17 protein-coding genes are annotated in these 18,388 nt (G+C 59.2%); 8 read left to right on the top strand and 9 right to left on the bottom strand.

What is annotated here, in order from left to right:
* Positions 1 to 42: 42 nt before the first annotated feature.
* The gene (locus QRN61_RS10350; RefSeq protein WP_027613873.1) at positions 43 to 867 is read right to left on the bottom strand and encodes an energy transducer TonB; all 825 of its coding nucleotides are present in this window, start codon (positions 865 to 867) and stop codon (positions 43 to 45) included.
* 1,092 nt (positions 868 to 1,959) lie between these two features.
* On the opposite strand from QRN61_RS10350, the gene QRN61_RS10345 reads away from it, so the two are divergent.
* Positions 1,960 to 2,583: a glutathione S-transferase N-terminal domain-containing protein gene (locus QRN61_RS10345; RefSeq protein ID WP_285373721.1), complete on the top strand. Its 624-nt coding sequence runs from the start codon at positions 1,960 to 1,962 to the stop codon at positions 2,581 to 2,583.
* A gap of 155 nt (positions 2,584 to 2,738) precedes the next feature.
* Here the strand turns inward: QRN61_RS10345 and QRN61_RS10340 are convergent, their stop codons facing one another.
* Positions 2,739 to 3,179, bottom strand: coding sequence for a CBS domain-containing protein (locus QRN61_RS10340; RefSeq protein ID WP_027613875.1), 441 nt, complete (start codon positions 3,177 to 3,179; stop codon positions 2,739 to 2,741).
* Between the two features lie 329 nt (positions 3,180 to 3,508).
* Here QRN61_RS10340 and QRN61_RS10335 point away from each other — a divergent pair, with 329 nt between their 5' ends.
* Entirely contained in the window at positions 3,509 to 5,869 is a 2,361-nt protein-coding gene (locus tag QRN61_RS10335) for a DNA polymerase II (protein WP_179353359.1), read from the top strand.
* On the opposite strand, the gene QRN61_RS10330 is transcribed toward QRN61_RS10335, so the two are convergent.
* The 3 genes from QRN61_RS10330 to QRN61_RS10320 form a co-directional block, all read right to left on the bottom strand.
* The gene (locus QRN61_RS10330; RefSeq protein ID WP_285373720.1) at positions 5,834 to 6,304 is read right to left on the bottom strand and encodes a DUF1810 domain-containing protein; all 471 of its coding nucleotides are present in this window, start codon (positions 6,302 to 6,304) and stop codon (positions 5,834 to 5,836) included. The two genes, QRN61_RS10335 and QRN61_RS10330, sit on opposite strands and share 36 nt — an antisense overlap.
* A 28-nt stretch (positions 6,305 to 6,332) precedes the next feature.
* A complete protein-coding gene (locus QRN61_RS10325; RefSeq protein ID WP_285373719.1) occupies positions 6,333 to 7,154 on the bottom strand; it encodes an aldo/keto reductase in 822 nt (273 codons plus the stop codon).
* Positions 7,155 to 7,319: 165 nt separating this feature from the next.
* On the bottom strand, positions 7,320 to 8,468 hold the full coding sequence (locus QRN61_RS10320; protein ID WP_285373718.1) for an aldose epimerase family protein: 1,149 nt from the start codon (positions 8,466 to 8,468) through the stop codon (positions 7,320 to 7,322).
* A gap of 234 nt (positions 8,469 to 8,702) precedes the next feature.
* On the opposite strand from QRN61_RS10320, the gene QRN61_RS10315 reads away from it, so the two are divergent.
* From QRN61_RS10315 to QRN61_RS10305, 3 genes are all read left to right on the top strand, one after another.
* Positions 8,703 to 9,452 (top strand): hypothetical protein, encoded by a 750-nt coding sequence (locus tag QRN61_RS10315; RefSeq protein ID WP_027613880.1) that lies wholly within the window; start codon positions 8,703 to 8,705, stop codon positions 9,450 to 9,452.
* 176 nt (positions 9,453 to 9,628) lie between these two features.
* Positions 9,629 to 10,843: an MFS transporter gene (locus tag QRN61_RS10310; protein ID WP_285373717.1), complete on the top strand. Its 1,215-nt coding sequence runs from the start codon at positions 9,629 to 9,631 to the stop codon at positions 10,841 to 10,843.
* A 229-nt stretch (positions 10,844 to 11,072) separates the two neighbouring features.
* Positions 11,073 to 11,858 (top strand): sulfite exporter TauE/SafE family protein, encoded by a 786-nt coding sequence (locus QRN61_RS10305; protein ID WP_064586898.1) that lies wholly within the window; start codon positions 11,073 to 11,075, stop codon positions 11,856 to 11,858.
* A gap of 43 nt (positions 11,859 to 11,901) precedes the next feature.
* On the opposite strand, the gene QRN61_RS10300 is transcribed toward QRN61_RS10305, so the two are convergent.
* Entirely contained in the window at positions 11,902 to 12,366 is a 465-nt protein-coding gene (locus QRN61_RS10300) for a GNAT family N-acetyltransferase (protein WP_096797373.1), read from the bottom strand.
* 209 nt (positions 12,367 to 12,575) lie between these two features.
* Here QRN61_RS10300 and QRN61_RS10295 point away from each other — a divergent pair, with 209 nt between their 5' ends.
* Complete coding sequence (locus QRN61_RS10295) at positions 12,576 to 13,148, top strand: DUF4174 domain-containing protein (RefSeq protein ID WP_027613884.1); 573 nt, start codon at positions 12,576 to 12,578, stop codon at positions 13,146 to 13,148.
* An 87-nt stretch (positions 13,149 to 13,235) separates the two neighbouring features.
* On the opposite strand, the gene QRN61_RS10290 is transcribed toward QRN61_RS10295, so the two are convergent.
* Entirely contained in the window at positions 13,236 to 13,856 is a 621-nt protein-coding gene (locus QRN61_RS10290) for a retron system putative HNH endonuclease (RefSeq protein WP_096797372.1), read from the bottom strand.
* On the bottom strand, positions 13,849 to 15,216 hold the full coding sequence (locus tag QRN61_RS10285) for an AAA family ATPase (RefSeq protein WP_096797371.1): 1,368 nt from the start codon (positions 15,214 to 15,216) through the stop codon (positions 13,849 to 13,851). Before QRN61_RS10285 ends, QRN61_RS10290 begins: the two co-directional genes overlap by 8 nt.
* A gap of 486 nt (positions 15,217 to 15,702) precedes the next feature.
* Here QRN61_RS10285 and QRN61_RS10280 point away from each other — a divergent pair, with 486 nt between their 5' ends.
* Entirely contained in the window at positions 15,703 to 16,011 is a 309-nt protein-coding gene (locus QRN61_RS10280; protein ID WP_096797370.1) for a hypothetical protein, read from the top strand.
* A gap of 61 nt (positions 16,012 to 16,072) precedes the next feature.
* Here QRN61_RS10280 and ampC read toward each other — a convergent pair whose 3' ends face one another.
* A complete protein-coding gene (gene ampC / locus QRN61_RS10275; RefSeq protein ID WP_285373716.1) occupies positions 16,073 to 17,239 on the bottom strand; it encodes a class C beta-lactamase in 1,167 nt (388 codons plus the stop codon).
* A 160-nt stretch (positions 17,240 to 17,399) separates the two neighbouring features.
* Here ampC and QRN61_RS10270 point away from each other — a divergent pair, with 160 nt between their 5' ends.
* Positions 17,400 to 18,272 carry a LysR family transcriptional regulator gene (locus tag QRN61_RS10270; RefSeq protein WP_285373715.1) on the top strand — a complete coding sequence of 291 codons (873 nt, stop codon included), beginning with the start codon at positions 17,400 to 17,402 and terminating at the stop codon, positions 18,270 to 18,272.
* Positions 18,273 to 18,388 lie beyond the last annotated feature (116 nt).

Below are 18,388 nucleotides of genomic sequence, written 5' to 3'. Positions count from 1 at the left end.
TCGCTTGCATTAAGTCGGTTGTGAGTTCGTTGGGTTGTGCCGTTATTGCGGCAATTTGAAATCGATGGTCTGGGTGGCGAAGCCGTCAATCGGCGTGTCACCGCGTTTGGCCGGAATGAACTTCCAGTTCTTTACCGCCGCGACGGCGGCGTCATCCAGTTGCGGCTTGCCGCTGGACTTGGTCACTGTCACCGAGCCGGCGCGACCGTTGGCCAGCACCTGAATGCGCAGCACCACGCTGCCTTCCCAATTGCGCCGCAGCGCCAGCGACGGGTATTCCGGCGGCGGGTTGCCAAGGCTGGCGAGACCGGAAATCGCTGCCGATTCCTTGACCGGGGCAGGCGCTGCGGCCGGGGCCGGTGGCGCGCTCGGTGTCGCCGGCGCAGCGGGAGCGGCCGGTTGTGCCGGGGCGGGCGGAGCTTTCGGCGGCTCGACTTTCTTCACCGGTTTGGGCTTCTCGACCGGTTTCGGTTTTTCGATCGGCTTGGGTTTCTCTACCGGTTTTGGCGGTGGCTTGACCGCGTCTTCGTCTTCCACCGGTTGTTCAGGTTCCGGAGGGGGCGGCGGTGGCGGTGGGGGCGGCGGTTCCGGTGTGGGCGGTGCCGGCGGCGTGGGGCTGCTCAGCTCGACGGTCATTTCCGGAATCTGCGGCGGAGTCGGCAGTGGCTCGGGCCGGGTCTGCTGGAAAAACCACCAGGCGCCGCCGTGTATCAGCGCCGATACCGCCACCAGCAACAGCATTTGCTGTTTGTTCAACCCGCCGGGTTGCGAGGTATTGGCCGTGAAGGCTGGCCTGTCCGGTGACAGCGGGATTGGCGCTTCCCGTAACGACCCCGGCAGGGTTCTGTGCTTTACCGCATCGTTCATTAAAGCTCCCTCGGGTTGATGAAGGGCAATAAGGTGCCGTCCGAACATTGGGGTGATGTTCGAGTGGGTGGGTGTAACTTTTTTCAAGGTGTACGCAGGCCGATAGTTGAACTATCTATAGAACAGGGCTTGCTTACAGTTACTGGCTTAGAGCCATCGACTTCGAGTGTTCATTAGCCATTCCCTGGTTGTTCTTCTATCGCTTGAGATCAATGTTGGTGTCTCATGCTTGTGCTTTTTTCATGTAGCAACCGCTGTGCCAGATGTTGCCGAAATGTATAGGTCTTATTTCATCAGTGTTACCCATGTCGCATTTATATAAGTTTTGCCTTTATCGTGTATTTCTCCGGCCAACAGTTTCCCGAAACTCCATTGAGTGGAGTTTTTTCAGAGGCGAGTCAGGCTCTACGCGGTATCACGCTGATCGGCGGGATAGAGCGGCGGCTTGGCTAACGGCCCGGGCACTTGCTGGTGCGCGGCGGACTGATTTGGTGCGGGTCTGTGTTTTAGCGGGTCACGGCGTATGTTCCTTGTTCTTGTTTAAATGAAATCAATGTTTCCAGTGCTGAATAATTCAACTCACTGGAGCCGTTTTGGTGCACTTGCAAAGTCGCTGAAAGTTATTGTCCGACAATCCCGCCTGCGTTCATTAATACGGCGCTGGTGCAGGAATTTTTGCAGTTGTATTTAAAAAATAAATAACACGCCGTTGTCGGCGAAGCGTCATCGCCAATCACGGTGTGTGGTCATGGAGTCAGGTAATAAAGTAGAGGCACTGGCCGCCGGGACTGTTCGAATGAACTCGGCGTTGTTGATAAACAAGCAAGCAGAGGCTGATGCGGCAGAGCGTTTGAAGATTCACGCGGTGAACTCCTTGTTGCCAGCTCGGATACGCGAACTTTTGGTTCGGTATCGCACCTTACAAGAACGCGGATAGCGTTCGATGATTGCTCTTGGTGCGGGATGGGCACCGCCAGCGCTGTTTTGCGAGGTTTGAATTCGCAAGTCGCGATTGCATGGGAAAAACGTGCCAAAGCGGATACACCCGCTATAAATAGGGCTACACAGATCTGTCGAGATCGAGGAGGGGGCATGTATCAACTGTACGGACATCGCAATTCAGGTGCCGCAGCCATCGAGGCAGCGCTGGAGTTATGCCAGATCGCCTATCGCTTTATCGATATCGAAGCCTCAAGCGAAGCCGCCGAGGCACTGGCGCGCCTCAATCCTATGAAGCAGGTGCCGACCCTGCAATTGCCCGATGGCAGTGCGATCACCGAGAGTGTGGCGATTCTGATTCATCTGGGCCTGAGTTTTCCCGAGTCCGGCCTGTTGCCGGTCAAGGCGTCTGATCGCGATCAGGCGATTCGCGGCATGGTCTACATCGCCAGCAATTGCTACGCGTCCATCGGTGTCATCGATTATCCCGAGCGCTGGTTGGTGATGCCCGACGAAGCCTCACGGCAGAACCTGATGGCCGGCGCACGTGAGCGCCTGCACTGGAGCTGGGAAGTGTTTGCCGACCAGTTTTCCGCCGAGTTGTACCTGGACGACGAAACGCCCGGCGCGCTGGACGTGCTGGCGGCAGTGGTGACGCGCTGGGCGGGGAGCCGCGAGCATCTGCGCCAGACCCGTCCAGGGTTTTATGCGTGGTTGCAGCGCATCGACCGGCACCCGGTGCTGGCACCGGTCTTCGCCCGGCATTGGCCGTCCTGATCACCCGATAAACCAAAATGTAGGAGTGAACTCTGTGGTGAGGGGATTTATCCCCGATGGACTGCGAAGCGGTCCCGGCTTTTCTGGGGGTGCTTCGCGCCCCATCGGGGATAAATCCCCTCGCCACAGGGCTCACTCCTGTAAGTGGGAAGGGTTTATTCCCCGCGAATGTACTGCTCCAACTGCTTGATCAGTTCCGCCTGCTCGGCAATTGCCTCTTTCACCAGGTCGCCGATCGACAGCAGACCGATCAGCTTGCCGTTCTCCACCACCGGCAAGTGGCGCAGGCGTTTGTCGGACATGATGCCCAGGCAGGTGTCGACGGTCTGGTGGGTGTCCACGGTGATGACGTCCTTGACCATGATGTCGCGCACCGGTGTGCCCACTGACGAGCGCCCGTGCAGCACCAGTTTGCGTGCGTAATCACGCTCACTGATGATGCCGACCACTTTGTCATCTTCCATCACCACCAAGGCCCCGACGTTTTTCTCGGCCATTTTCATCAGCGCTTCGAGCACCATGTGACCGGGATCGATATGGTGCACTTCCTGATTTTTCTGATCTTTGAGCTTGAGCAGTTGGGCGACGGTCTTCATGGCGGTTACTCAGGTGTTGTCGTTGTTATTCAAGCATCGTAGACCCTTGCGCGCAGGGCAAGGTGGCAAAGCGGCAGATAGCACGCAAAAAACGTCATTTGCCGGTTTTTCCGGCTCACCTCTAACCCTGTGGCGAGGGAGCTTGCTCCCGCTGGACTGCGTAGCAGGCCCAAACCCTGAGAATTCGGTTTGCCTGATACACCGAATTGCCTGGCTTTGCGACTGCTGCGCAGCCGAGCGGGAGCAAGCTCCCTCGCCACAGGGGATGGGGTTATCTCGGACGATGCCGCGTAGAATGCCTCTCTGATTCAATTCCTGAGGTTGCAGTGGTGGATTTACAGCAGGGCTTCGTCCTGACCCGGCATTGGCGCGATACCCCGGCCGGCACCGAAGTCGAGTTCTGGCTGGCGACCGACGCCGGGCCGCGCCGTGTGCGCCTGGCGCCGCAAACGTCGGTAGCGTTTATCCCCGCTGCTCAACGCGAAGCGGCCGAACGCCTGCTGCACGACGAAAAGAACGTCGAACTGCGCCCGCTGGCCCTGCAGGACTTCGAACATCGCCCGGTGCTGGGCCTGTATTGCCAGCAACACGGCCAGTTGATGCGCCTGGAAACCGCGCTGTCCCGCGCCGGTGTCGATGTCTTCGAAGCCGACGTGCGTCCGCCCGAGCGCTACCTGATGGAGCGCTTCATCACTGCACCGGTGCTGTTCGGCGGTAACGCCGACGCTGACGGCGTCTTGCTCAACGCTCAACTCAAACCTGATCCGAAATACCGACCGCAACTACGGCTGGTCTCGCTGGATATCGAAACCACCGAAACCGGCGAGCTGTATTCCATCGCCCTCGAAGGTTGCGGCCAGCGTCAGGTGTACATGCTCGGCGCGCCCAACGGTGACGCCAGCATTGTCGACTTCGATCTGGAATATTGCGACTCGCGCACCGTGATCCTTAAGAAGCTCAACGACTGGTTCGCCCTCCACGACCCCGACGCGATCATCGGCTGGAACGTCGTGCAGTTCGATCTGCGCATCCTTCACGAACACGCGCGACGCCTCGGTGTGCCGTTGAAAATCGGCCGTGGCGGTGAGGAGATGCAGTGGCGCGAACACGGCAGTCGCACGCACTACTTTGCCTCGGCAGCGGGGCGCTTGATCATCGACGGCATCGAATCGCTGCGTTCGGCGACCTGGAGTTTCCCCTCGTTCAGCCTGGAGAACGTCGCCCAGACCCTGCTCGGCGAGGGCAAGGCGATCGACAACCCGTACCAGCGCATGGATGAAATCAACCGCATGTTCGCCGAGGACAAACCGGCGCTGGCCAAGTACAACCTCAAGGACTGTGAGCTGGTGACGCGGATCTTTGCCAAGACCGAACTGCTGACGTTTCTCCTCGAACGCGCCAGCGTTACCGGCCTGCCGGCAGATCGCAGCGGCGGCTCGGTGGCCGCGTTCACCCATTTGTACATGCCGCTGATGCACCGTCAGGGTTTCGTCGCGCCGAACCTGGGCACCAACCCGCCACAGGCCAGTCCCGGTGGCTTCGTCATGGATTCACAGCCGGGGCTGTACGAGTCGGTGCTTGTGCTGGATTACAAGAGTCTGTATCCGTCGATCATCCGCACTTTTCTGATCGACCCGGTGGGCCTGATCGAGGGCCTGCAACACCCGGACGATGCCGATTCGGTGCCGGGGTTTCGCGGCGCCCGATTCTCGCGCACCCGGCATTGCCTGCCGTCGATTGTCGCGCGGGTCGCCGAGGGCCGCGAGACCGCCAAGCGCGAGCACAACGCGCCGTTGTCGCAAGCGCTGAAGATCATCATGAACGCCTTCTACGGCGTGCTCGGCTCCAGTGGTTGCCGATTTTTCGATACGCGCCTGGCATCGTCGATCACTCTGCGCGGCCACGAGATCATGTTGCGCACCCGCCAGCTCATCGAAGCGCAGGGCCACGCGGTGATCTATGGCGACACCGACTCGACTTTCGTCTGGCTGCGTCGTGCGCACGGGCAGGAGGAAGCGGCGCAGATCGGTCAGGCGCTGGTCAAGCACGTCAACGACTGGTGGCGCGAGCATGTGCGTGAGGAATACGGCCTGCAAAGTGCTCTCGAATTGCAGTACGAAACCCACTACAAACGTTTTCTGATGCCGACCATTCGCGGCGCCGAGGAGGGCAGCAAAAAGCGCTACGCCGGACTGGTGACGCGCGCCGATGGCAGTGACGAAATGGTCTACAAGGGCCTGGAAACCGTGCGCACCGACTGGTCGCTGCTGGCTCGGCAGTTCCAGCAGGAACTCTACGAGCGGATCTTCCAGCGCAAGCCGTATCAGGATTACGTGCGCGATTACGTGCGCAAGACTCTGGCCGGCGAGTTCGATGAACGACTGGTCTACCGCAAGCGCCTGCGCCGCACCCTCGACGACTACGAACGCAACGTGCCGCCGCATGTGCGTGCAGCGCGGCTGGCCGACGATTACAACGCGCAGCAGGGTCGCCCGCGGCAATATCAGAACGGTGGCTGGATCAGTTACGTGATCACCCTGGCCGGGCCGGAACCGCTGGAAGTGCGCCGCGCCGCCATCGACTACGACCACTACATCAGCCGCCAGCTGCAGCCGGTAGCCGATGCGATTCTGCCGTTCGTCGACGACGATTTCTCAACCTTGATCGGGGGGCAACTGGGCCTGTTTTGAGTCCAGCAGCTGCAGGGTCCATTCATCGAGGATGCCGTGGAAGTAGCGCTCCAGTGCCTGAGCGAACGGGCAATCTTCGGTGCTGAACTGCGCAAACAGGGTCATCGAGGAGTGGAATTTTAGGTCATCCGGGTGGCCAAAAATCTCGGCAATCGAGCGCTGGCGGATGTTCAGTACCAGCTGCGTGCAGGTGCGCAGCCGCGCACCGAGCAGGTCGTGGGTCAGATAGGCCCGCGCTTCTTCGGCGGATTGAATGGCGTAACGCCGGGACATCTCGCTGCCACCCAGCCCGGCGAACTGCGGAAACACAAACCACATCCAGTGGCTGCGCTTGCGACCCTCACCGAGTTCACGCTGAACCCGTTCGAACACCGGGTCCTGCGCCTGGACGAAACGCTGCAGATTGAACGGGTCGTACTGATCAGTGCTTCTCATGACGAAGCCCTCGCCAACGGCCAGCGACTCAGACCATCGCCAGCCGCTGCTTGCGTTGTGGCGCTTTGAATACCTGATCCAGCGCCGCCAGATCCCCGGCATCCAGTTGCAACTGCGCCGCTTGTGCATTGAGTTGCACGTGTTCTGGTCGTACAGCCTTGGGAATCGCAATCACACCATCCTGACGCAGAATCCACGCCAGCGAAACCTGTGCCGGGGTCACGTTGTGACGAGCGGCAATCTGCTGTAGCGCTGGTTCGGCGAGCATCGCGCCGCCCTGGCCGATCGGGCAGTACGCCATCAACGGCATACGCTGTTGTTGGCACCATGGCAGCAAGTCGAATTCGACGCCGCGTTCTTCCAGGTTGTACAGCACCTGATTGGTGGCGCAGGCCGGATTGGACAGTTCTTCGAGGTCATCGACGTCGAAATTCGACACGCCCCAACGGCCGATCTTGCCGTCCTCGCGCAGGCGTTCGAAGGCTTCGACGGTTTCTTCCAGCGGATACTGGCCGCGCCAATGCAGCAGATAGAGGTCGATGTAATCGGTATCGAGCCGGCGCAGACTGCGCTCGCAGGCTTGCGGGATGCCTGTGCGGCTGGCGTTGTGCGGGTAGACCTTGCTCACCAGAAACACTTGGTCGCGCAGACCGGCGATGGCTTCGCCGACGACAGATTCGGCGCCACCTTCGGCGTACATTTCCGCCGTGTCGATCAGAGTCATGCCGAGTTCGATGCCTTGGCGCAGCGCGGACACTTCACGCGGGTGCGCCGAGCGATCTTCGCCCATGCGCCAGGTGCCCTGGCCGATCACTGGAACCTGCACGCCTGCCAGTTCAAGGGTACGCATTCAAACCTCCTGTGCTGATGGTCGATACCTTAGTGGGCAGCAGGATAGCGCAGGGGTTCCATGGGGCTCAAAAGCAAAAGATCGCAGCCTTCGGCAGCTCCTACAGGAGGGATGGGGTCCCACTGTAGGAGCTGCCGCAGGCTGCGATCTCTTGATCTTCAGCTTTTACCTGGCAGAAAACTTCAACACCACGTTATGGCTGTAAGTCTGCCCCGGATCGAGACGCGTGCTCGGGAAGTCCGGCTGATTCGGCGCATCCGGATAGTGCTGCGTTTCCAGGGTAAACGCACCCCAGTGCGGATAGACCTTGCCGCCCTTGCCCTTGACCGTGCCGTCGAGGAAGTTACTGGTATAGAACTGCACACCCGGTTCGCTGGTGAACAACTGCAAATGCCGCCCTGACTGCGGATCGCTGACCTCGGCGGCGACTTTGCTCACATCACCTTTGGTATCCAGCACCCAGTTGAAATCGAAGCCACCCTGTTTCGGCTCGGCGAATTTCAGCTGCGGGTGATCGGCCTTGATGTGCGTACCAATGGCGGTGGGTTTGGTGAAGTCCATTGGTGTGCCGGCCACTGGCGCCAGTTCGCCGGTCGGGATCAGTTTGCCGGTGACCGGGGTGTAATGGCTGGCGTGCAAGGTGGCCACCTGCTTGAGGATGTCGCCATTGCCGGCACCGGCGAGGTTGAAGTAGCTGTGGTTGGTCAGGTTGAGCACGGTCGGTTTATCGGTGCTGGCCTTATAGTCGATGCGCAACTCGTTGCTGTCGGTCAGGCGATAGGTCACCTGCGTTGTGAGATTGCCGGGGAAGCCCATTTCACCGTCTGCCGACAGATAGGTGAGGGTCACGCCGACGGAATCCTTGTCCTTGGTTTCCTGCGCTTTCCAGACCTTCTTGTCGAAACCCTGAGTACCGCCATGCAAGGCGTTGGACTTGTCGTTCTGCGGCACCTGATAGCGCTTGCCGTCGAGTTCGAACGCGCCGTCCGCGAGGCGATTGCCGAAACGGCCGATGGTCGCGCCGAAATACGCCGTGCCTTTCTGGTAACCCTGAACATCGTCGAAACCCAGCACCACATCGGCTGCTTTGCCGTGTTTGTCCGGCACCAGCAGCGATTGCAGGGTGGCGCCGTAGGTGATGACGGTCGCCTGCATGCCGTGACTGTTGCGCAGGATGTATTGCTCGACGGGCGTGCCGTCATTGGTTTTGCCAAAGGCTTTGTGTTCGGCGCTGAGGCCGGCCGCGTTGGCGGAGAGGGTGGCGATCATCAGGGACAGTCCGAGGCCGGAGAGCAGGTGACGTGATTGAAGCATGGTTGACCTTCCTTTTTGTTGTTGTTTTCAAAACAGGGTAATAGTCATGCTAATTGTGGGTTGAGTCAGAATTTATAGCCGGTTAAAGGTTTAGTGCAAATATAAAGTCATACTAAATAGTTGCCGAAGGTCGGGAAATCGTGCCAGCGCTGCACTTTTCCGGATTCGGCGGCTCTATCCATGGCCAGGATGCGGCGACGCCCGCCGCACAGGAATGTGCCCGTTCGAGAATTCATGCCGAGAGTTTTTCACCCGATCGCCCGATTTTTTCGCCGCCCGTGCCTGTTGCTGGCCTGTCTGTCATCGCTGTTTGTCAGCGGTTGCACGCACCAGACCGGCAACGGTTTCATCGCTCAGATGCGTGACGGTCAACCGCAGGAATTCCTGCAGACCAGCGTCGATCGCATGGCCACGTTGGCGATGCGCGACAACCTCAACAGCCTTTATCGCCTGATGGGCAAGCTGTATTTGCGCAACCCGGAAGAACTGCGCAAGTCGGGCTTCCTCGACATCAACACGGCGGTGAAACAGGTGCGCCTTGCCGTCGAGCAGCAGCAACCGTTACCGGTGTTGGGCGGGCGCAAAGATCTGGCGGCGCTCAGCTATGCGATGAGTCCGGAGTTTCTCGGGGATCGGGTCGGCGCCTTCATCTATGCCATCGGCAGCATGCTGGTCACCGCCCACGGCAATCGCATCGAGTTCTACATGACCGATGCAATCAACCCGACCTTCGTCCACAACGCCGCGCGCAACATCGAAAAAGCCACATGGATTCTGGCCCAGCGGCAGAACAAGGAGGGACAGCCGCTGCTGTTCTCCAACGAAATCTCGGAGGAGGGCAGCAACCTGAGTTTCGCCACCGAGTTCGGCAAGATCGTCGCGCGGCTCGACCTGCTGGCGCAGATGCTCGATGAGCGCTACCGGCGCATAGGGTTGAATTACGCGCAGAGTCTGCTGTTCCTGAATTTCCTTCCGGTGCAGTAAGTGCGGAGATCCAATGTGGGAGCGAGCCTGCTCGCGAAAGCGATCTGCCAGGCGCTGAATCTCTGATAGATCCACCGCATTCGCGAGCAGGCTCGCTCCCACATTGATCAAATTGTGCGTGGGATTTTTGTATACAATCCATCGCTACTATTGATCCAAAGGGAGCTGCACCTGTCATGACCGACTCCGCAAGCACCGACTTCAACCGTATCGACCGCGCCACCCGCACAGAAAAACTGCCCTATGCCGCGTTGCTGGCCTTCGCCATGACCGGCTTCATCGCCATCCTCACCGAGACCCTGCCGGCCGGGCTGCTGCCGCAGATCGGCGCCGGGCTTGGGGTCAGCGAAGTGCTCGCCGGGCAACTGGTGACGCTGTATGCGCTGGGCTCGATTGTCGCGGCGATTCCGCTGACCGTCGCCACCCGGGGCTGGCCACGGCGGCGGGTACTGCTGATGACGGTCGGTGGCTTCCTGGTGTTCAACACCGTGACCACGTTCTCCAGCCATTACGGCTTGACCTTGGCGTCGCGGTTCCTGGCCGGGATGGCGGCAGGGCTGTCGTGGGGAATCATGGCCGGTTACGCCCGCGGGATCGTGCCGGTGCACCAGCAGGGGCGGGCACTGGCAATCGCCATGCTCGGCACCCCGGTGGCGCTGTCGCTGGGCACCCCGGCGGGAACCTGGCTGGGCAACCTGATCGGCTGGCGCGCCTCATTCGGGATCATGTCGGCGCTGGCGTTGGTGCTGGCGGCGTGGATTGTGCTGGCGGTGCCGGATCGTCCGGGTCAGGCCAGCGCCGAACGCCTGCCGTTGATGCAATCGCTGCGTCTGCCGGGCGTACGGCCGGTGCTGTTCGTGGTGCTGACCTGGATGCTTGGGCACAACATTCTCTACACCTACATCGCGCCATTCCTGATGCAGGCCGGGCTGGCCGAGCGCGTCGATCTGGTGCTGCTGGTGTTCGGCCTGTGTTCGCTGGTGGGGATCTGGATCATCGGCCTGCTGGTGGACCGCTGGTTGCGCTGGCTGACGCTGATCAGCCTCGCGGTGTTTGCCGTGACCGCACTGGTGCTGGCGCTGATATCCCCGTCGCCGTGGCTGATCTACACCTGCATGGCCGTGTGGGGCCTGTCGTTTGGTGGCTCGGCGACGTTGCTGCTGACAGCCGCGGCGGATTCGGCCGGCGAGCACGTGGACGTGGTGCAAGCGATGCTCACCACCTCCTGGAACGTGGCGATTGCTGGCGGCGGTCTGTTTGGCGGGTTGCTGCTGGATCGGGCGGGCGCGATGTCGTTTCCATGGGCATTGTTGATCCTGTCGCTGATCGCGCTGGCGACGGTGTGGATCAACCGGCATCACAGTTTCAAACCGGGCCGGCGCGTGCATTGATCTACCTGGCACCATAGAACCCCTGTGGGAGCGGGCTTGCTCGCGAAAAGGGCGTGTCAGTCGATATCTACGTGAATGACACACCGCCTTCGCGAGCAAGCCCGCTCCCACTCAGATAAAGGCGGTGTGGCTGGAAGGCATAACGATAGACCGCATCGATATATGTGGTTATATGAAAAATCGCTATGCTGCGGGCCAGATTTTTCCTGTCGTTTTTCTGGACGTCTTAATGGAATTGGCAAATTTCGGCCTGGTGATTGCCGGGCTGGTGGTGGGTTTTATTGTCGGCATGACCGGTGTCGGCGGCGGTTCGTTGATGACGCCGATCCTGCTGTGGTTCGGCATCAACCCGGCAACAGCGGTGGGCACCGACCTATTGTACGCGGCCATTACCAAATCCAGTGGCGTGCTGGTGCACAAAAAGAACAACAACATCGACTGGGCGATCACTGGCTGGCTCACTCTCGGCAGCGTGCCGGCAGTCGCCATGACCCTGTGGTTTCTCAGTACGCTGCACACCGCGCCCGAGGCGATGAACGCGATCATCAAACAGGCCTTGGGTTTCGTACTGTTCGCCACGGCGCTGGCGATTCTGTTCAAGAAGCGCCTGCTCGAATTCGCCCACAAACGCGCTGGCGGCAACTACAACCCGAGCGGTGCGCGCCTGAATGTGATGACGGTGATCACCGGCCTGATCCTCGGCACCATGGTCGCCCTGACTTCAATCGGCGCCGGCGCCTTGGGCACGGTCGCGCTGTTCATCCTTTATCCGCTGCTGCCGACCCGGCGTCTGGTCGGCACCGAAATCGCCCACGCCGTGCCGCTGACCCTGGTTGCCGGTCTGGGCCACGCGAGCATGGGCAACATGGACTGGGGCGTGCTGGGCTTCCTGCTGATGGGTTCGCTGCCGGGCATCTGGCTTGGCAGTCACCTGACCGGGCGCATTTCCGATGAATTGCTGCGCCCGTGCCTGGCGACCATGTTGCTGTTGATCGGCTACAAACTGGCGTTCTGATCCCGGCTCGATCTTTGAGCCGGACAAAACCTGTGGAGGAATCTCAGCTCGTAAAGGTGTACTTCATGATCGTCACCGGCAGGTCTTCGTAGACCAGATCCTCGACCACCTCCCAACCCAACCCCGCATACAGCGATTGCGCAGCGTCGGTGTACAGATACAAGGTCTGTACGCCCAACGCCCTGGCTTCTTCGACAATCCGATTGACCAGTTGCGAAGCAACCCCGCGTCCACGCTCTTCGGCCTTCACATAAACCCCGGCCAGCCAAGGCGTCAGCTCGGGACGGATCTTCATGTCGCTGTCGATCAACAGCGCGCCGCCGAGCAATCTGCCATCTTCCATGGCCACCACCACGCTGGGAACCGCACCCTTGCCGCAGGCCGCGCGCATCCGCTCGGTGCGGGCTTCAAGGGTATCGCCGTCACGGAATTCGCCCCATTCCTTGAAATTGAGCGCAGCCAGTTCCTCAATCAAATGCGGGTGATCGCAAAGGTAGTCGATGTGCATGGGTTGAACTCCATTTCGTGGGCAGAACGACCACCCTAATGCGCTCATAAAAGGTAATCAAATCCGCGTCACGATTACGCCGATGCGGTTGCGCAATGACGCGGCTGACCTAAGCTTCTGACAAGGCGAAACATATTTGCCGGGCACGACCCCGGAACAATCGCCGCGATGCGCAATCATTAGAGCGTGGATATCAAAAGGAGATGCGCATGCTCATCAGGTCACTGACCCTGACACTCTTGCTGGCGATTGCCGGCCCCTTGTTCGCCGCTGACAATGACTCGCCCATAGCCGGGGATATGGGACGGGCTCGACCGTTGATCGTAATCGCACAAAGCACCGTCGACCCGGTGTGGGTGGGGCTAAAAAAGTCGCTGGAAGATCCGGCGAACAAGAAGGGCGTCGCCGACCGCAACATCAAGGTCTACACAATCCTCAATATGGCCGGACAACTCGATGGCAAGGATCTCGGCCAGCAAGACACCATGGCTTTGCTGCGGTCGCTGAAACTCGGTGCCGGCGCGTATCCTAAAGTGTTCCTGCTGGGCAAGGACGGCGAGACCAAACTGTCGGCCTCGGGCGATGAAGCGAAATCGGTGGACCTGAAGAAAATCTTCGACACGGTTGACGCGCTGCCGGCCAGCGAAAAGGAAATCAGCGCACCGACGGTCGCTGAAACCAAGGCCACCGCCGCCGAACCGGCAGCCAAGAAAGGCGAGAAGGGCGCCAAGGCGAGCAAACCGGCGAAACCGAGCAAGCCACCGGAAATGCCGGATGATTGATTGAGGCAGGCTCTGAATAAAAAATGGCGAACGTCTTAAACGATCGCCATTTTTTTGTCCGCGGGAATGGCCACGATACTTTGAACATCAGGGCAGGAGCTGACGGATGACATTGACCAGAACCGGAGAAAAAGCCGCAAGCTGGCCATTCTTGGGAGTCAGCATGTCATCAAGGAGAATGCCCAGAAGCTCTTCATCTTCAAGGTCACCGGGTTGCATGCCTCCTGTAAAGATCAACTGATCAACCAGTTGTTTCCGTGCCCCTATGAGTCCGCGATTGCTTTCTTCGGTATGACCGAGATTCAAAATTTCCAGAGCTGAATTTGCCCGTTCAGTTTTGCCGGTCACTCTTCCGGACAGATAAAACTTCAATTCCGACTCGCATTCCTCCATCAAGGGCGTCAGATCTAGTGGGCGCGTGCCTCGATGATGTCCACATTGATTCTGGCGCTGGCAACTGGCGACGATGTTGGTGAACTCCAAGGTGCGATTGGGAGCTTTATCCTGGGCCTCAACGTGCTCGTTATGCGAGTTGTCGCCTGCAATGGTCTGGCAGCAATAGGCGCAAAGGCTGAACTGTTCCGCTATACAGGCCGTGCGCACGCTCACTCGTTCTTCGCCGGGCAGGTCCCGGTAACGTAATGTTGTGTTGGCGCGTTTCCATCTGATGAGTTGTTCCGGCTCGGTTCCCTTGGTGATCTTACGCACGGCGCAACTCCAACTTGCGCAGCAACAGCGCGGCTTTCGCCAGTTCGATATGACCGTCTGGAAGTTCTTCTGCCAGTTCGGCGAATAGCTTTTGTGCGGTTTCCAGATCACCGTCCTGCAAGCGTTCGAGCAGTGCGTTCAAACGTTTTTGAACGTCGCTGTTACGGATGTCGGTGTCCATGACTTCCAGCAGCACCTGATTGGCATCAAGTCCGTACAGGCCGTTGTGTTCGTGGAGTTCACCGTCATTGAGCACGTAAACCAGCACATCCTTGGCGTCGCTGATGACCAGTGGCGAGTGGGTGGTCAGTACGAACTGACAGTTGGGGAAGGTTTCGCTCAGTTGGCGGATCAGACTGCGTTGCCATTTCGGGTGCAGGTGCAGATCCACTTCGTCGATCAGCACGATGCCGTCCCCGTGGAGCGGGTTGTCCAGCGACTGGTTCATCATTGCCAGGCGGCGGGCGATATCACCGACCAGCGCCATCATCGACTTCTCGCCTTGCGAGAGTTGGGCGACGTTGAGGGTGACGCCGTCCTTGTCGATAGCCATGTGCAGGCGCGGCTTACGTTGCACGCGCAGGTTGGTGAAGCCGGGCATGAAAGCGGCGATGGCGGAACGGACGGCTGTAAGCTGGCGGTCGCGGGAGGAGGCTTTCAGTTTGGAAAGGGTTTTCCAGACATCACTGTCATAGCCGAATTTTATGGAGATTTCAGCCAGTGCAGTGTCGGAAATACCCGTCTCGTTTTCGCTGTCCTCACGCTCGCGAAACCACTCGAAGAAGCGGCGGAAGTCTACGCCTCGGTTGAGCGAGTTGTCGTAACCGTCGAGTTGGTCGAAGGTGTGTTTGGTTTTGATTTTTAAAGGGATTTCGAGAACGGAACGTTCGACCGGGTAGTAGGCTATTAATGGAAGCGAAGCTTTGTCATCGGTCGTTAGCAGCGTTCGATAGTGGTCTGCAAGTTGACTCGCTTGCACTAGTTCGCTATGGAGTGCGGTCTTTCGCCCTTGCCTGCCGCGTGCAATACCCCATCCGAACAAATGTCTTTTCGATTTCACTTCGGAAAGGTCGGAGCTGCGAAGTAGATAGTCGGCAGCGACCGTTGAGATGTAAGCGTCGGTAGCGCTGTTCTGAATGTCTCCTTCAGAGATATGGTTGCCATTGCCTTTCTCGGTACGAATCCTTGCGACCAGCCAGCTTAGGGCAGTGGCAAGCGATTTCAAAAGGGTGGTCTTTCCTGCACCGTTGTTCCCCACTAGAACTGTCACGTTCGATGTGTGCTTACCTGTGGGTGCTAGCAGAATGCTCAGATCTTTGAACCGACCTACATTCCTGAGACTGAGACCTCTGATTTCCATTAAATCGCCCTTTGACGGTCAGCGGGGTTAAATATCGTATTCATTATGTCATCGCTAGCTACGGATTGATTCGATGCAGTTTAGATACATCCACTCCGGTCGGTCATCCATGTGAATAGTTGCCGCATATTCCTATCAAAGTGGCCTGCGTAAGGGCCTTCAACCCTGTCGGAAATTTCCTTCAAAGCGCGACGGCGTTGGTGAACTGGTGGCTTGGGTCGAACGCCGATAACCTCTTCGGGCCGCTGCAAAATCAGCGGCCGGATGTGGAAGTCCGTTTGCAGACTCATTCACCAAGCCCCGTTATGCGCATGGCGACATCTTTTATGTCAACATCGCGACCTTATGGTGGCTGTACGCGGGAGCGCTTTCGAGTGCGCCGGGTTCGGGTGATTGGCTCGGTCTTCCACACCTGCGTGCAGCTGCCACCCTCATGTGGAAGTGAGATGGGTAGCGGTCTCAACAGTCCCCATTGGAGTTTCACCCATGAAGAAAACGGATGTCGAATCACCTGAAATTTCCACCGATTCAACCAAACCCCGCTACATCCCCATTACCGGCATCGACTGCCAGATCCCCTGCCTCCTGATCGACCGCGAAGCCCCGGTTGACGTACTCAACGGTACCGCCGCCTATCGCTTGCGCAGCGTCACGCAGTTGTTGGAATCACTGTCGCTCGGCGACGGCATCGGCCACGATGCCTTGTTGCTGCAGGATTTCGCCCGGGTGCTGGCAATCCCTCTGCGCGACAGCTGCGACCTGATGGATGTATTGGGCTGGAAGCTACAGGCGTAGTTTTCAATCCCTCAAATAAAAATGGGCGACCTTCACAGGTCGCCCATTTTTCATGGTCCGATTACCGGGTGAGCTCACCCAGAATCTTGTGCGCAATCTTCACCCGCTCTCCATTCGGGTAGTTGCGGTTCGCCAGAATGACGATTCCGACTTTCTTCGACGGCACGAACGCGACGTAGGCGCCGTAGCCTGCGGTGGATCCGGTCTTGTTCAGCAGCACGTTCACCGGCTCCGGTTGTGGCGGATTCAGCCATTTGACCTTGTGCGCTTCCATGGCCATTGGCGTCGAGTTGCCGTCCAGCAGACGGTCGAGGCTGATTGGGTAGGTGTAGCGTTCCCAGCCCAGGCCCTGGGTCATGTCGCCGACGGTGTAGTAGCCGGTGTGGGTGAGGGCGATGGCTTTTTGCACGGGGGATTCGAGTTTGGCGGTGTCGAGGTTGGCCTGGACATATTTCAGCAGATCCGCGGCGCTGGTTTTTACGCCGTAGGCTTCGGAGTCGAGGGCACCGGGGCTGACTCGAATCGGTTTGTTGTTCTTGTCATAGCCTTGGGCGTAGAGCTTTTGTTCAGACGCCGGCACCGACAGGAAGGTGTGCTTGAGCCCGAGCTTCGGCAGCAGGGTTTCGGTCATGACCTGATTGAACGGTTGGCCAAGGCTTTTCGCCGCCAGATAGCCGAACAGGCCGATGCTCGGGTTGGAATACAGGCGATGGCTGCCGGCCGAAAAAGTCGGTTTCCACTGTTGGTAATAGCCGAGCATCTTGTCGGAAGAATCCGCAGCATCCGGGAATTGCAATGGCAGGCCGCCGGCGCTGTAAGTGCCCAGTTGCAGCAGGCTGATGTGGTCAAAAGCGCTGCCTTTCAGCTCGGGCCAGTGCTGGCTGGCCTTGTCGGAGAATTCCAGTTTGCCGCTGGCCTGGGCGTAGGCGGCGAGGGTTGCGGTGAAGGTTTTGCTCACCGAGCCGATTTCGAACAGGGTGTTTTCACTCACCGGTTGTCCGGTGCTTTTGTCGGCGACACCGTAGTTAAAGTAGTGCGTCTTGCCATCGACGGTCACGGCCACGGCCAGCCCCGCAATGTCCTGTTGCTGCATGACCGGGGTCACGGTGGCCTTGACCAGCGCCTGCAACTGATCATCGGTTTGCTGGGCAGCCAGGCACGCGGCAGCGCCGAAAAACAGGCCGAAAGCGCTGCAAGAAATGAAATTGCTCGGGTTGATGAAGGACATGAGTGAACCACTCTCCATGAGTGTTGAGGGTGATATCCCGCTACACTGCGGGCGATTTTGTTGTTGGGCAACTGATCAGCGCCGACAATTTAGGCAGTCTGGCACTCGTCGACAAACGATGATATTTCGGATGAGCCATTAGAAAAATTTGGGACTGGGCATGATTCGACCTCAACTGCCGCTCAATGCACTGCGCGCGTTCGAAGCTTCGGCGCGGCATTTGAGCTTTACCCGCGCCGCTGTGGAATTGTGCGTGACTCAGGCGGCGGTGAGCCATCAGGTGAAAAGCCTTGAGGCGCAACTCAACGTCACCCTTTTCAAACGCCTGCCCCGCGGGCTGATGCTGACCAGTGAAGGCGAGACCCTGTTGCCGGTTTTGACCACGTCGTTCGATCATATCGCGCAGATGCTTGAGCGGCTGGCCGGCGGTCAGTACCGGGAAATGTTGACCGTGGGTGCCGTCGGAACCTTTGCGGTCGGTTGGTTGCTGCCACGGCTGCCAGACTTCCAGGCGAAACATCCGCTCATAGATTTGCGGCTGTCGACTCACAACAACCGGGTCGACGTCGCGGCTGAAGGGCTGGATTACGCGATTCGTTTTGGCGCCGGGGCGTGGCACGGCATTGAGGCAACGCGTCTGCTGGATGCGCCCCTGTCGGTGCTGTGCGTGCCGGAAATTGCCCGGCAGTTGCATACCCCGGGCGATCTGCTGCAACAGCGCTTGCTGCGTTCCTATCGCACCGATGAATGGCCGGAGTGGTTTCACGCCGCCGGCCTGGCGACCCACGCGGCGCCGCCGCAGAGCATTGTCTTCGATTCGTCGCTGGCGATGATGGAGGCCGCGGTGCAGGGCAGCGGGGTGGCGTTGGCACCGCCGCTGATGTTCGCCCGGCAACTGGCGGCGGACGTGATTCGTCAGCCGTTTGCGATTGAAATCACCACCGGCAGTTATTGGCTGACGCGCTTGCAGTCACGGCCGGAGACGGCGGCGATGATGGCGTTCAAAAACTGGCTGCTGCAAATCTCTGCCTGACACAAATCCCCTCCTGTGGGAGCGGGCTTGCTCGCGAAGGCTGTGTGTCAGTCAACTCAAATATCGACTGACACGCCGCCTTCGCGAGCAAGCCCGCTCCCACAGGGGACAGTGGT

Origin of the sequence: Pseudomonas sp. lyk4-TYG-107 (assembly GCF_030209055.1) — a bacterium.
GTDB lineage: Bacteria > Pseudomonadota > Gammaproteobacteria > Pseudomonadales > Pseudomonadaceae > Aquipseudomonas > Aquipseudomonas putida_A.
The sequence above is the reverse complement of the archived record's forward strand: the minus strand, read 5'-3'. Positions and strand labels throughout refer to the sequence as shown.